The 14,144-nt window shown below is 51.9% G+C and carries 11 protein-coding genes, 3 tRNA genes and 1 pseudogene; 13 read left to right on the top strand and 2 right to left on the bottom strand.

The window, feature by feature from the left end; all coding sequences use genetic code 11:
* The 3 genes from RTW80_RS08615 (at position 1) to RTW80_RS08625 (ending at position 311) form a co-directional block, all read left to right on the top strand.
* Positions 1-77: transfer RNA gene (locus RTW80_RS08615), tRNA-Met, on the top strand.
* A gap of 47 nt (positions 78-124) precedes the next feature.
* A tRNA-Gln gene (locus RTW80_RS08620) sits at positions 125-199 on the top strand.
* Positions 200-236: 37 nt separating this feature from the next.
* Positions 237-311 (top strand) — tRNA-Gln (locus RTW80_RS08625).
* Between the two features lie 153 nt (positions 312-464).
* Here the strand turns inward: RTW80_RS08625 and ubiF are convergent.
* Positions 465-1,640 (bottom strand): 3-demethoxyubiquinol 3-hydroxylase, encoded by a 1,176-nt coding sequence (gene ubiF, locus RTW80_RS08630; protein ID WP_000184541.1) that lies wholly within the window; start codon positions 1,638-1,640, stop codon positions 465-467.
* A 145-nt stretch (positions 1,641-1,785) separates the two neighbouring features.
* On the opposite strand from ubiF, the gene miaB reads away from it, so the two are divergent.
* From miaB to lnt, 5 genes are all read left to right on the top strand, one after another.
* On the top strand, positions 1,786-3,210 hold the full coding sequence (miaB, locus tag RTW80_RS08635; protein WP_000162740.1) for a tRNA (N6-isopentenyl adenosine(37)-C2)-methylthiotransferase MiaB: 1,425 nt from the start codon (positions 1,786-1,788) through the stop codon (positions 3,208-3,210).
* A 152-nt stretch (positions 3,211-3,362) separates the two neighbouring features.
* Positions 3,363-4,403 (top strand): PhoH family protein, encoded by a 1,041-nt coding sequence (locus tag RTW80_RS08640; protein ID WP_001018040.1) that lies wholly within the window; start codon positions 3,363-3,365, stop codon positions 4,401-4,403.
* The gene (gene ybeY, locus RTW80_RS08645) at positions 4,400-4,867 is read left to right on the top strand and encodes an rRNA maturation RNase YbeY (protein WP_000084469.1); all 468 of its coding nucleotides are present in this window, start codon (positions 4,400-4,402) and stop codon (positions 4,865-4,867) included. The genes RTW80_RS08640 and ybeY overlap by 4 nt, the downstream gene beginning before the upstream one ends.
* Positions 4,868-4,956: 89 nt before the next feature.
* Entirely contained in the window at positions 4,957-5,835 is an 879-nt protein-coding gene (gene corC / locus RTW80_RS08650; protein ID WP_001278605.1) for a CNNM family magnesium/cobalt transport protein CorC, read from the top strand.
* A gap of 24 nt (positions 5,836-5,859) precedes the next feature.
* Positions 5,860-7,398 (top strand): apolipoprotein N-acyltransferase, encoded by a 1,539-nt coding sequence (lnt, locus tag RTW80_RS08655; RefSeq protein WP_000853023.1) that lies wholly within the window; start codon positions 5,860-5,862, stop codon positions 7,396-7,398.
* A 126-nt stretch (positions 7,399-7,524) separates the two neighbouring features.
* Here lnt and RTW80_RS08660 read toward each other — a convergent pair.
* Positions 7,525-9,401 (bottom strand): annotated as a pseudogene (locus tag RTW80_RS08660) (rhomboid family intramembrane serine protease).
* Positions 9,402-9,855: 454 nt separating this feature from the next.
* On the opposite strand from RTW80_RS08660, the gene gltI reads away from it, so the two are divergent.
* The 5 genes from gltI to rihA all read left to right on the top strand — a co-directional run bounded on the left by gltI (position 9,856) and on the right by rihA (position 14,126).
* Positions 9,856-10,764 (top strand): glutamate/aspartate ABC transporter substrate-binding protein GltI, encoded by a 909-nt coding sequence (gene gltI, locus RTW80_RS08665; RefSeq protein ID WP_001177088.1) that lies wholly within the window; start codon positions 9,856-9,858, stop codon positions 10,762-10,764.
* 169 nt (positions 10,765-10,933) lie between these two features.
* Complete coding sequence (gene gltJ / locus RTW80_RS08670; protein WP_000020941.1) at positions 10,934-11,674, top strand: glutamate/aspartate ABC transporter permease GltJ; 741 nt, start codon at positions 10,934-10,936, stop codon at positions 11,672-11,674.
* Complete coding sequence (gene gltK / locus RTW80_RS08675; RefSeq protein WP_000272830.1) at positions 11,674-12,348, top strand: glutamate/aspartate ABC transporter permease GltK; 675 nt, start codon at positions 11,674-11,676, stop codon at positions 12,346-12,348. The genes gltJ and gltK overlap by 1 nt, the downstream gene beginning before the upstream one ends.
* Positions 12,348-13,073 (top strand): glutamate/aspartate ABC transporter ATP-binding protein GltL, encoded by a 726-nt coding sequence (gene gltL, locus RTW80_RS08680; RefSeq protein WP_000631384.1) that lies wholly within the window; start codon positions 12,348-12,350, stop codon positions 13,071-13,073. Before gltK ends, gltL begins: the two co-directional genes overlap by 1 nt.
* 117 nt (positions 13,074-13,190) lie before the next feature.
* A complete protein-coding gene (gene rihA, locus RTW80_RS08685; RefSeq protein WP_001207499.1) occupies positions 13,191-14,126 on the top strand; it encodes a pyrimidine-specific ribonucleoside hydrolase RihA in 936 nt (311 codons plus the stop codon).
* Positions 14,127-14,144: the final 18 nt, after the last annotated feature.

Below are 14,144 nucleotides of genomic sequence, written 5' to 3' on the forward strand. Positions count from 1 at the left end.
GGCTACGTAGCTCAGTTGGTTAGAGCACATCACTCATAATGATGGGGTCACAGGTTCGAATCCCGTCGTAGCCACCAAATTCTGAATGTGTCGAATATGTTCGGCAAATTCAAAACCAATTTGTTGGGGTATCGCCAAGCGGTAAGGCACCGGATTCTGATTCCGGCATTCCGAGGTTCGAATCCTCGTACCCCAGCCAATTTATTCAAGACGCTTACCTTGTAAGTGCACCCAGTTGGGGTATCGCCAAGCGGTAAGGCACCGGATTCTGATTCCGGCATTCCGAGGTTCGAATCCTCGTACCCCAGCCACATTAAAAAAGCTCGCTTCGGCGAGCTTTTTGCTTTTCTGCGTTCATTCAATGTCGAATGCGATGTTGACACGTCTTATCCTTCAATGTCGGATGCGACGCTGCCGCGTCTTATCCGACCTACGGTTGGCACGCATCCGGCAATGTTGTAAGGCTACAACCCTAACGCATATTTCAGCGCCTGACGTTTCAACACGCCAGCACGCTCCGCCGCCATTAACCCGAGATTACGCATAAAACGCAGTGGTGGCAGATTATTGCTGAATCCGGCATAAAACAGATCCATACCGCTTTGCATAATGAAGTTATCCGCCATGCGCCGCATCTGGTAACGCTTGAGGACAGGATAACTGGCCCACGCTTCGCCGTAGCTGCGGGCGTTGACCAGAACATCAATCAGGGCATCGACATCACGATAACCAAGATTCACTCCCTGCCCCGCCAGCGGATGGATGGTATGCGCGGCATCGCCCACCAGCGCAAGCCCTGGCTGCACGTACTGCAACGCATGGCGACGCGTCAGCGGAAACGCACCAGCGGCAAGCGGTGTAACGTAACCCAGACGCGACGGGAAATGCTTCGCGATTTCCGCCTGGAGCTGTGCCATATTCATATTCTGCAACTGGCGAATACGCGCCGGAGAGTCATACCACACCAGCGATGCCCAGTTATCAAACAACGGCAGAAACGCACGCGGTCCGTCCGGAGTAAATTGCTGCCAGGTGCTGTCGCCGGGATCGTTCTCGCACTGGACGCTAATCAACATGCACGACTGCGCATACTGCCATGCATGAACGCCAATTCCCGCCATCTGCCGCACCTGCGAATTTGCGCCGTCGGCACCAATCACCAGCTTCGCGCGAATCACTTCACCGCCTTTCAGCTCCAGCTCCTGAAGATCATCATGGCGATGCAGCGCAATCAGCGAGCCTGGCACACGTAACGTTACTTTCGGATGCGCTTCCAGCGCCTGCCACAACGCCTGTTGCAGGACAGTGTTTTCCACCATATAGCCAAGCAGCGGTAGCTTAAGTTCAGCGGCGTCAAACACCACATGCGCCGTTTCCCACTCCCACGTTTCCAGTCTGCGGTAAGGATGGCAACGCATAGCCTGTACTGCATCCCAGACCCCTAACCCTTTAAGCAATGATACCGAAGCCGCGCTGATCGCCGAGATCCGCACGTCCGGTTGGCTATCAGCGACAAACGGCGCTGGTTCTGCGTGCTCGATCACCGTTACCGCAAATCCGTGCTGTGCCAGCCCCAGCGCCAGTGCGCCGCCGACCATTCCTCCGCCGACAATGGCAATTTCCGTTGGTTGATTTGTCATGGTCAATCATCCTGTTAGCAATATGCTTTAAGTTTACAGGATTTTTACCCCTAAGGGCTGATAACGCTCATACTGGTCACAACGGCAGCAAAGCATTACACTATGCGCCCTGCATTCCTGGCTACTATTTCGCAAGAGCAAGTCGATGACCAAAAAACTCCATATTAAAACCTGGGGCTGTCAGATGAACGAGTACGATTCATCGAAGATGGCCGATCTGCTGGATGCCACCCACGGCTATCAACTGACCGACGTGGCGGAAGAAGCGGATGTGCTGCTGCTGAACACCTGCTCAATCCGCGAGAAGGCTCAGGAAAAAGTCTTCCATCAGTTGGGCCGCTGGAAACTGTTAAAAGAGAAGAATCCAGACCTGATTATCGGCGTCGGTGGCTGCGTGGCATCGCAAGAAGGCGAGCACATTCGCCAGCGCGCCCACTATGTCGATATTATTTTTGGGCCGCAAACGCTGCACCGTCTGCCGGAGATGATCAACTCCGTGCGTGGCGACCGCAGCCCGGTTGTAGATATCAGCTTCCCGGAAATCGAGAAGTTTGACCGTCTACCGGAACCGCGCGCCGAAGGGCCGACCGCGTTTGTCTCCATCATGGAAGGCTGCAATAAATATTGCACCTACTGCGTGGTGCCTTACACCCGTGGTGAAGAGGTAAGCCGTCCGTCCGACGATATTCTGTTTGAGATTGCCCAGCTTGCGGCTCAGGGCGTGCGTGAAGTCAACCTGCTCGGTCAGAACGTGAACGCCTGGCGTGGTGAAAACTACGACGGCACCACCGGATCGTTTGCCGATCTGTTGCGTCTGGTTGCTGCGATCGACGGGATCGATCGTATTCGCTTTACCACCAGCCATCCGATCGAATTCACCGACGATATCATCGAAGTGTACCGCGACACGCCGGAGCTGGTGAGCTTCCTGCATCTGCCGGTACAGAGCGGTTCCGATCGCATTCTGAACCTGATGGGCCGTACTCATACGGCACTGGAGTACAAAGCGATCATCCGTAAACTGCGTGCGGCGCGTCCAGATATTCAGATCAGTTCTGATTTCATCGTTGGCTTCCCTGGCGAAACCACCGAAGACTTCGAGAAAACGATGAAGCTGATTGCCGACGTCAATTTCGACATGAGCTACAGCTTTATCTTCTCTGCACGTCCGGGTACACCAGCCGCCGATATGGTTGATGATGTTCCGGAAGAAGAGAAGAAGCAACGTCTGTATATTCTGCAAGAACGTATCAATCAGCAAGCGATGGCATGGAGCCGCCGGATGCTCGGCACCACCCAGCGTATTCTGGTAGAAGGGACTTCGCGTAAGAGCATCATGGAGCTTTCCGGGCGTACCGAAAATAACCGCGTGGTCAACTTCGAGGGCACACCGGATATGATCGGTAAATTCGTCGATGTAGAAATTACCGACGTCTACCCGAACTCTCTGCGCGGTAAAGTGGTGCGTACTGAAGATGAAATGGGTCTGCGCGTGGCAGAAACACCGGAATCGGTGATTGCCCGTACCCGCAAAGAAAACGACCTTGGCGTGGGTTATTATCAGCCGTAATTCTCAGGCCCGCCGTTCCGGTGGGCCTTGTTTTTTCTCTCTTTATCCCCATCTTTATCGCAATGCTTGCGCCTTTTTCCTGTGGCGTGAATAATTTCCTTATAGGCCGGTGAATGTTCAGCTTCCGGCGGCATACAGATAAGAGGAACGGTTTGAACATAGACACTCGCGAAATCACCCTGGAGCCAGCAGACAACGCGCGTCTGTTGAGCCTGTGCGGCCCGTTTGATGACAACATCAAGCAGCTCGAACGCCGTCTCGGCATCGAGATCAATCGCCGCGACAACCACTTTAAACTGACCGGCCGTCCGATTTGCGTCACCGCTGCGGCAGACATTCTGCGTAGCCTGTATGTCGATACAGCCCCGATGCGCGGTCAGATTCAGGATATCGAACCGGAACAGATCCACCTTGCGATTAAAGAAGCAAGGGTACTGGAGCAAAGCGCGGAGAGCGTGCCGGAGTACGGCAAAGCGGTCAATATCAAAACCAAACGCGGCGTAATTAAGCCGCGCACGCCAAACCAGGCGCAGTACATCGCCAATATTCTCGACCATGACATTACCTTCGGCGTTGGCCCGGCGGGTACGGGTAAAACCTACCTGGCAGTCGCTGCAGCAGTTGATGCCCTGGAGCGTCAGGAAATTCGCCGTATTCTGCTGACTCGTCCGGCGGTCGAAGCCGGTGAGAAACTGGGCTTCCTGCCTGGCGATTTAAGCCAGAAAGTAGACCCGTATCTGCGCCCACTGTACGACGCGCTGTTTGAAATGCTGGGCTTTGAGAAAGTCGAGAAACTGATTGAGCGCAACGTTATTGAAGTCGCGCCGCTGGCCTATATGCGTGGTCGTACGCTGAATGACGCCTTTATCATTCTCGATGAGAGCCAGAACACCACCATCGAACAGATGAAGATGTTCCTGACCCGTATCGGTTTTAACTCAAAAGCGGTTATCACCGGCGACGTCACACAGATCGACCTGCCGCGTAATACTAAATCAGGCTTACGTCATGCCATCGAAGTGCTGGCCGATGTCGAAGAGATCAGCTTTAACTTCTTCCACAGCGAAGACGTGGTTCGTCACCCGGTGGTGGCGCGTATCGTTAACGCCTATGAAGCCTGGGAAGAAGCCGAACAAAAACGTAAAGCGGCGCTGGCGGCAGAACGCAAGCGCGAAGAACAGGAACAAAAATGAGTCAGGTGATCCTCGATTTACAACTGGCATGTGAAGATAATTCCGGGTTACCGGAAGAGAGCCAGTTTCAGACATGGCTGAATGCGGTGATCCCGCAGTTTCAGGAAGAGTCGGAAGTGACTATTCGCGTGGTCGATACCGCCGAAAGCCACAGTCTGAATCTGACCTATCGCGGTAAGGATAAGCCGACCAACGTGCTCTCCTTCCCGTTTGAAGTGCCGCCTGGCATGGAGATGTCGCTACTGGGCGATCTGGTTATCTGCCGTCAGGTGGTTGAGAAGGAAGCTCAGGAGCAAGGCAAACCACTGGAGGCGCACTGGGCGCATATGGTGGTGCACGGCAGTCTGCATTTGTTAGGTTACGATCACATCGAAGATGACGAAGCAGAAGAAATGGAAGCCCTCGAAACAGAGATTATGCTTGCTCTGGGCTATGAGGATCCGTACATTGCCGAGAAAGAATAATTTGCCAGGCATTTGACTGGCAGACGTCCCCGCCGTTGGTGATTAACGACGGCGTTTTGATTAACTAACATGAGAACCCATACGACGCCATGAGCGACGACAATTCACACAGTAGTGACACGATAAGCAACAAGAAGGGATTTTTCTCCCTGTTACTCAGCCAACTTTTCCACGGTGAACCGAAAAACCGTGACGAACTGCTGGCGCTGATCCGTGATTCCGGGCAGAACGACCTTATCGACGAAGATACGCGCGATATGCTCGAAGGGGTGATGGACATCGCAGACCAACGCGTTCGCGACATCATGATCCCCCGCTCCCAGATGATTACCCTGAAACGCAACCAGACGCTGGACGAATGCCTTGATGTCATCATCGAGTCCGCCCACTCACGTTTCCCGGTGATTAGCGAAGACAAAGATCACATTGAAGGGATTCTGATGGCGAAAGACTTGCTGCCGTTTATGCGCAGCGATGCTGAAGCCTTCAGCATGGACAAAGTGTTACGTCAGGCGGTTGTCGTTCCTGAAAGTAAGCGCGTAGACCGGATGCTGAAAGAGTTTCGCTCTCAGCGTTACCACATGGCGATCGTTATTGACGAATTCGGTGGGGTTTCCGGTCTGGTGACCATTGAAGACATCCTGGAACTGATTGTTGGTGAGATTGAAGACGAGTATGACGAAGAAGATGATATCGACTTCCGTCAGCTGAGTCGTCATACCTGGACCGTGCGCGCACTGGCTTCCATTGAAGACTTCAACGAAGCGTTCGGCACCCACTTTAGCGATGAAGAAGTCGACACTATCGGTGGTCTGGTGATGCAGGCGTTTGGGCATCTTCCGGCGCGTGGCGAAACTATCGACATCGACGGTTACCAGTTCAAAGTGGCGATGGCCGATAGTCGGCGTATTATTCAGGTTCATGTCAAAATCCCGGATGACTCACCCCAGCCAAAGCTGGATGAATAAAACCGAAACTGGATAGATAACTACATGGCTTTTGCCTCATTAATTGAACGCCAGCGCATTCGCCTGCTGCTGGCGTTATTATTCGGTGCCTGCGGAACGCTGGCCTTCTCTCCTTACGACGTCTGGCCTGCGGCGATTATTTCGCTGATGGGGCTTCAGGCGTTGACCTTTAACCGTCGCCCACTCCAGTCTGCCGCTATTGGCTTTTGCTGGGGATTTGGCCTCTTTGGCAGCGGTATTAACTGGGTCTATGTCAGCATCGCGACCTTTGGCGGGATGCCTGGCCCGGTTAACATCTTCCTGGTGGTGCTGCTGGCGGCGTATTTGTCGCTGTATACCGGACTGTTTGCTGGCGTGCTGTCGCGTCTGTGGCCGAAAACCACCTGGCTGCGCGTGGCGATTGCTGCCCCTGCCCTCTGGCAAGTGACCGAGTTTCTGCGCGGTTGGGTACTGACCGGCTTCCCGTGGTTACAGTTCGGCTATAGCCAGATTGATGGCCCGTTAAAAGGGCTGGCACCGATAATGGGCGTGGAAGCCATTAACTTCCTGCTGATGATGGTTAGTGGCCTGCTGGCACTGGCGTTGGTCAAACGCAACTGGCGTCCGCTGGTGGTGGCCGTCGTGCTGTTTGCCCTACCCTTCCCGCTGCGTTACATCCAATGGTTTACCCCGCAACCGGAGAAAACCATTCAGGTTTCGATGGTTCAGGGCGATATCCCACAATCGCTGAAATGGGACGAAGGCCAGCTTCTTAATACGCTGAAGATTTACTACAACGCAACGGCACCGCTGATGGGCAAATCATCGTTGATTATCTGGCCGGAGTCGGCGATAACCGATCTGGAAATTAATCAGCAACCGTTCCTCAAAGCACTGGACGGTGAGTTGCGTGATAAAGGTAGCTCGCTGGTCACCGGGATTGTCGACGCGCGTCTCAATAAGCAGAACCGCTACGATACCTACAACACCATCATCACGCTGGGTAAAGGTGCACCGTACAGCTACGAATCAGCCGATCGCTATAACAAAAACCATCTGGTGCCGTTTGGCGAGTTTGTCCCGCTGGAGTCGATTCTGCGTCCGTTAGCACCGTTCTTTGATCTGCCGATGTCGTCGTTCAGCCGTGGGCCATATATCCAGCCGCCGCTGTCGGTAAATGGTATTGAGCTTACTGCGGCTATTTGCTACGAGATCATTCTCGGCGAGCAAGTGCGCGATAACTTCCGCCCGGATACCGACTACCTGCTGACTATCTCCAACGATGCATGGTTTGGTAAGTCTATTGGTCCATGGCAGCACTTCCAGATGGCGCGAATGCGTGCGCTGGAGCTGGCGCGCCCATTGCTGCGTAGCACCAACAACGGCATTACGGCGGTGATTGGCCCGCAGGGTGAGATTCAGGCGATGATCCCGCAGTTCACCCGCGAGGTGTTGACCACTAACGTGACGCCGACGACCGGACTCACACCGTACGCACGAACCGGCAACTGGCCGCTGTGGGTGCTGACGGCGCTGTTTGGTTTTGCCGCTGTGCTGATGAGTCTGCGAGCACGTAAACGTTGATGTGCCTGATGCGCTACGCTTATCAGGCCTACGCGATTTTTGCAATATGTTGAATTTACGTGATTTTGTAGGATAAAGCGTACTTTCTCAACACGCTGTGGGGCATGATTATCATGCCCCTTTTTCTTACGGTTCAGGGATACAAGCCACATTGCCATATTGGGGATGACGAATAACTGCCTGCGGATCAAGCGAGAGCGTCCTGTCCATTTGGATTAACCCGTTCTTCGCCATAACAAATATCTTTCTACCATCCGCCGAAAAACGAAGGTGATTAACGTAGCTGGCAGGATAAACGCCAACAATCTGCCCGACATTAATATTGAGCAGGATGACATAACCTTGCAAGCCATATGACACCAACGCTAAATACTGACCGTCCGGGCTAATACCCTCAACGGAATAAACGCTCCTGCTACACCATTGCGTCATAATGCTGGCTTGCTGATCCCCAACTCTTATACGTGAAATCCCCTGGCTGTCGGCAAAAATTACATCCCCGTTTTCAGGTCGAAAACGCATCGCCGATATCGTTCCACGCGCATCACCTGCGGGAAAGTCTTCTTTCTGATGCGTGATGGTATTGATGCGTACAATGTCACCTCTGACCATACCGGGTATCAACAATGTTTTTTCATCCGGGGAAAGTGCCATAACCCAGGCACCAGGTTTACCGCTCGTCCCCGTCCCGTCGTATTTCTCCAGCGGGATATCCGCCACATGCTGATAAGTCACCAGATCAATCGCTGACACACTATTACTGGTGCGATTCATCACCCAGGCTTTTTTGCCATCACGCGAGAGTATAAGGCTGTCAGGATGTGCACCGGTGGTAATCGACTGAATAATCTCCCCCGTCGCCACGTTAATGACCGATAACGCATTCGCTTCAAATGAAGTCGCATAAAGCAACTTTTCATCCGGGCTTAACGCCAGCGATCTGACGCCCTGATCTTTCCAGCCACCACAATGTTTGACTGACTTTTCTTTCGCTATGGGCGCTGTAAAGGTATGCAGGATTTTCTTTTGTCCGAGGTCGAACACAACAATGCTGTTTGTGTTTTCAATAGCGGCATATAACGTATTACCATCCCGACTGATCGCCATATCATGGATATCGGCAATCTCAGCGAGCAAATCACCACTGGCCTGTTGACGACTTACCGGAGCGGGTAATGTTTCTTTGAGGGCGTTGCGTTCCTCCGCTAACTGTTGCTTTTTTGTCGTCGCTCTTGTTCAATCTCCTGCGGATAAAACGCTTCACGCAGGTTTTGCCTGACCTGTAAAACTGATTCATCAATCTGCTGCTGCGCAAGCCAGATAGCCCCGGTAAGAAGAAGACTGCCCGCAACAATAATCCCGCCTTCCGTAACAAGCCGGTTTTGCCCAGATAAACGCGCACTCAGCCAACCCAACGCGCCACCCGCAATCAGGCCGCCAATGTGACAAGCATTATCTATTCCTGTTTGCCGGGCACCATACAACAGTGTCAGCGCCACCATACCTAACAGAGAAAATACTCGCCGCTGATTTTTATGGTGCGTGCCCGTACCTGAAGCAAGCTGTGTTGCTATCGCAGCGCCAGCTATTCCCATAATTGCTCCGGATGCCCCAACGCTAATGACTATCTGCTCACTATCGCGTAACGCATAACAGGCGCTGATGAGCCCACCAAAGACGCCGGAGAATAACCAGATAATCAGGAGTCGCCATTTCCCCAGTATCCGTTCCGCCACTGCCCCCACCACCAGGAATGCAAACATATTCATCAGCAGATGAGAAACACTGCTGTGCAGAAAGACACTGCTCAATAAACGCCAGGGTTCACCCGACAACGTGAGAGAAGCAACGTTAGCGCCGAGATGGATAAGTGCGGATTGATCGACTTCTTCATAACTCATCCATTGTGCGAGGTAACAAAATATCCCAACACAGAGCGCAAAAAGGATAAGGGTTATTGCGGGTAATTGAACATTTAACGGCTTAACCGAAGATGCAGACATAAGATGATTCTTCCTTGAAAAGACAGGTAAAAAGCAATTTTCCCGTGTGCAGTTATCATCCCGGCAAACGTCCCATACCGAAAAGTTAACCCTGTCCGAAATATGACTTTTTCAGCCTGAAATTACAATCGTAATTAATTCACTTCTAAGTATTTTTTGGCATGTAAGTTGCTTTATTTACTGTGTAAGCAATGAAATCAACCGCGACGCAACCGGGTTGCACCACCACAAATCAGCGGTAGCACCAAAAAGGTGCGGTTTAAGAATTTTGCTTCGGAATGGTGCGGCGCATCTCGCAAAAACAAACAATAAAACAGCAATATCTTTACATTTAGCCAAACTAAATGTTACCTAACAGGCACAACACTGCACAATAAAGTTGCAGACGATAACAACACAAACACTCACAACGGGTATCCATGCGTTCTTAACGCAGAAGATAAAGGAGTTGGATATGCAATTACGTAAACCTGCCACAGCAATCCTCGCCCTGGCGCTTTCCGCAGGACTGGCACAGGCAGATGACGCCGCCCCGGTAGCGGGCAGTACGCTGGACAAAATCGCCAAAAACGGCGTGATTGTCGTCGGTCACCGTGAATCTTCAGTACCTTTCTCTTATTACGACAATCAGCAAAAAGTGGTGGGTTACTCGCAGGATTACTCCAACGCCATTGTTGAAGCAGTGAAAAAGAAACTCAACAAACCGGACTTGCAGGTAAAACTGATTCCGATTACCTCACAAAACCGTATTCCACTGCTGCAAAACGGCACTTTCGATTTTGAATGTGGTTCTACCACCAACAACGTCGAACGCCAAAAACAGGCGGCTTTCTCTGATACTATTTTCGTGGTCGGTACGCGCCTGCTGACCAAAAAGGGCGGCGATATCAAAGATTTTGCCGACCTGAAAGGCAAAGCCGTAGTCGTCACTTCCGGCACTACTTCTGAAGTTTTGCTCAACAAACTGAATGAAGAGCAAAAAATGAATATGCGCATCATTAGCGCCAAAGATCACGGTGACTCTTTCCGTACCCTGGAAAGCGGTCGTGCCGTTGCCTTTATGATGGATGACGCTCTGCTGGCCGGTGAACGTGCGAAAGCGAAGAAACCAGACAACTGGGATATCGTCGGCAAGCCGCAGTCTCAGGAAGCCTACGGTTGCATGTTGCGTAAAGATGATCCGCAGTTCAAAAAGCTGATGGATGACACTATCGCTCAGGTGCAGACTTCCGGTGAAGCGGAAAAATGGTTTGATAAATGGTTCAAAAATCCAATTCCGCCGAAAAACCTGAACATGAATTTCGAACTGTCAGACGAAATGAAAGCACTGTTCAAAGAACCGAATGACAAAGCACTGAACTAATTACAAGAACCAGGGGCGGAAATTCTAGCCCTCTCGATTGTTACGTAGCACGGACAGACTATACGCCTGATGGTCGTTCCCCATCGGGCCTGAAAACCGCAATACGCTGGGTAACAATCTTCGAGGGTAGCAGTTAACGCTGCTACCCTCTTTTTTCTGGAGTAGATTTATGTCTATAGACTGGAACTGGGGTATTTTTTTACAACAAGCCCCGTTCGGCAACACCACCTATCTTGGTTGGATCTGGAGTGGTTTTCAGGTGACGATCGCTTTGTCGATCTGCGCCTGGATTATCGCTTTCCTCGTCGGTTCATTTTTCGGCATTTTACGTACCGTTCCAAACCGTTTTCTCTCCGGTCTGGGTACGTTGTATGTCGAACTGTTCCGCAACGTGCCGTTGATTGTGCAATTCTTTACCTGGTATCTGGTGATCCCGGAGCTGCTGCCGGAGAAAATCGGCATGTGGTTTAAGGCCGAGCTGGATCCCAATATTCAGTTTTTCCTTTCATCCATGCTCTGCCTGGGGCTGTTTACCGCCGCCCGTGTTTGCGAACAGGTACGCGCCGCTATTCAGTCGCTGCCGCGTGGGCAGAAGAATGCCGCGCTGGCGATGGGTCTGACGCTACCGCAGGCTTACCGCTACGTGCTGTTGCCTAACGCGTATCGCGTTATCGTCCCGCCAATGACTTCCGAGATGATGAACCTGGTGAAAAACTCCGCCATCGCCTCGACTATCGGTCTGGTGGATATGGCAGCGCAGGCGGGTAAATTGCTCGACTACTCGGCCCACGCCTGGGAGTCGTTTACCGCCATTACGCTTGCGTATGTGTTGATTAACGCTTTTATCATGCTGGTGATGACGCTGGTTGAACGTAAAGTTCGCCTGCCCGGCAACATGGGGGGCAAATAATGTACGAGTTTGACTGGAGTTCCATTGTTCCTTCCCTGCCATATCTGCTCGACGGGCTGGTGATCACCCTGAAAATCACCGTCACGGCAGTCGTGATTGGTATTTTGTGGGGTACCATGCTGGCGGTGATGCGCTTGTCCAGCTTCGCGCCTGTTTCGTGGTTTGCCAAAGCCTACGTTAACGTATTCCGCTCGATTCCTTTAGTCATGGTTTTGCTGTGGTTTTACTTGATTGTGCCGGGATTTCTGCAAAATGTGCTGGGATTATCGCCAAAAAATGATATTCGTTTAATTTCGGCGATGGTGGCGTTTTCGATGTTTGAAGCGGCCTACTATTCAGAGATTATCCGTGCCGGTATTCAAAGTATTTCTCGTGGTCAGTCGAGCGCCGCGCTGGCGTTGGGAATGACTCACTGGCAGTCGATGAAACTGATTATTCTGCCGCAGGCGTTCCGCGCGATGGTGCCGCTGCTGCTCACTCAGGGCATCGTACTGTTCCAGGATACCTCGCTGGTGTATGTGTTATCTCTGGCCGATTTCTTCCGTACCGCCTCAACCATTGGTGAGCGTGATGGTACGCAGGTTGAGATGATCCTGTTTGCCGGATTTGTTTATTTCGTTATTAGTCTTAGCGCGTCGTTGTTGGTCAGCTACTTGAAAAGAAGGACAGCATAATGATTACCCTGAAAAATGTTTCAAAATGGTATGGTCACTTTCAGGTGCTGACCGACTGCTCAACCGAAGTGAAAAAAGGCGAAGTGGTGGTGGTTTGCGGCCCGTCTGGTTCCGGCAAATCAACGCTGATTAAAACCGTCAACGGCCTCGAACCAGTGCAGCAAGGTGAAATCACCGTCGATGGTATCGTGGTTAATGACAAGAAAACCGATCTGGCAAAGCTGCGTTCCCGCGTCGGGATGGTATTCCAACATTTCGAGCTGTTCCCTCATCTGTCGATTATCGAAAACCTGACCCTGGCGCAGGTGAAAGTGCTTAAACGCGATAAAGCACCGGCTCGTGAAAAAGCATTGAAATTGCTGGAGCGCGTGGGACTTTCCGCACATGCCAATAAATTTCCGGCGCAGCTTTCCGGCGGCCAGCAGCAGCGTGTGGCGATCGCTCGCGCATTGTGTATGGATCCTATTGCCATGCTGTTCGACGAACCGACATCGGCGCTGGATCCGGAGATGATCAACGAAGTGCTGGACGTAATGGTCGAACTGGCGAACGAAGGAATGACCATGATGGTGGTGACCCACGAAATGGGCTTTGCCCGTAAAGTGGCGAATCGGGTGATCTTTATGGACGAGGGTAAAATTGTCGAAGACTCGCCGAAAGACGCTTTCTTCGATGATCCGAAATCGGACCGCGCAAAAGATTTCCTCGCGAAAATCCTGCATTAATCACTCTGGCGCGCATACCCAATTGCGCGCCATCTCACGCTTTATCGTTTCGCCCCTCGTATCTGTTACATCCTGGCGTTACCCTTGTCGCAAAGAAGCACACAACAAGGAGCAACAATGGCACTGCCAATTCTGTTAGATTGCGACCCAGGTCATGACGACGCTATCGCAATAGTTCTCGCCCTCGCCTCACCAGAGCTTGATGTCAAAGCAATTACGTCTTCCGCCGGAAACCAGACACCAGAAAAAACCTTACGCAATGTTCTGCGTATGCTGACCTTGCTTAATCGCACCGATATTCCGGTAGCAGGCGGCGCGGTAAAACCGTTAATGCGTGAGTTGATTATCGCGGACAATGTGCACGGCGAAAGCGGTCTCGACGGCCCGGCATTACCGGAACCGGCGTTCGCACCGCAAAACTGTACGGCGGTAGAGCTAATGGCGAAAACGCTGCGTGAAAGTGCGGAACCTATCACGATTGTGTCTACCGGACCGCAAACTAACGTTGCCTTGCTGCTCAATAGCCATCCGGAACTGCATAGCAAAATTGCCCGTATCGTGATTATGGGCGGCGCAATGGGGCTGGGTAACTGGACGCCTGCGGCTGAATTTAATATTTACGTTGACCCGGAAGCGGCAGAAATTGTCTTCCAGTCAGGGATCCCGGTGGTGATGGCCGGTCTGGATGTTACTCACAGAGCACAAATCCACGTTGAAGACACTGAGCGTTTCCGCGCGATTGGCAACCCTGTTTCAACCATTGTTGCCGAACTGCTGGATTTCTTCCTCGAATATCATAAAGACGAAAAATGGGGCTTTGTCGGCGCACCGCTGCATGACCCATGCACCATCGCCTGGCTGTTGAAACCGGAGTTGTTTACCACTGTTGAGCGCTGGGTTGGCGTGGAAACACAAGGGAAATATACCCAGGGTATGACGGTTGTTGATTATTATTATCTGACTGGCAATAAACCGAATGCAACTGTAATGGTCGATGTTGATCGTCAGGGCTTTGTTGATTTACTGGCTGATCGTCTGAAATTTTACGCTTAACAACTCGCCGGATGACAT

It is taken from the genome of Escherichia sp. AM3 (assembly GCF_032029835.1).
GTDB classification, from domain to species: Bacteria; Pseudomonadota; Gammaproteobacteria; order Enterobacterales; family Enterobacteriaceae; genus Escherichia; species Escherichia coli.

Coding starts and splice junctions, on each gene's coding strand:
- gltI (WP_001177088.1), top strand. CDS start 9,856: ATGCAATTACGTAAACCTGCCACAGCAATCCTCGCCCTGGCGCTTTCC.
- gltL (WP_000631384.1), top strand. CDS start 12,348: ATGATTACCCTGAAAAATGTTTCAAAATGGTATGGTCACTTTCAGGTG.
- gltJ (WP_000020941.1), top strand. CDS start 10,934: ATGTCTATAGACTGGAACTGGGGTATTTTTTTACAACAAGCCCCGTTC.
- lnt (WP_000853023.1), top strand. CDS start 5,860: ATGGCTTTTGCCTCATTAATTGAACGCCAGCGCATTCGCCTGCTGCTG.
- gltK (WP_000272830.1), top strand. CDS start 11,674: ATGTACGAGTTTGACTGGAGTTCCATTGTTCCTTCCCTGCCATATCTG.
- ubiF (WP_000184541.1), bottom strand. CDS start 1,640: ATGACAAATCAACCAACGGAAATTGCCATTGTCGGCGGAGGAATGGTC.
- corC (WP_001278605.1), top strand. CDS start 4,957: ATGAGCGACGACAATTCACACAGTAGTGACACGATAAGCAACAAGAAG.
- miaB (WP_000162740.1), top strand. CDS start 1,786: ATGACCAAAAAACTCCATATTAAAACCTGGGGCTGTCAGATGAACGAG.
- rihA (WP_001207499.1), top strand. CDS start 13,191: ATGGCACTGCCAATTCTGTTAGATTGCGACCCAGGTCATGACGACGCT.
- ybeY (WP_000084469.1), top strand. CDS start 4,400: ATGAGTCAGGTGATCCTCGATTTACAACTGGCATGTGAAGATAATTCC.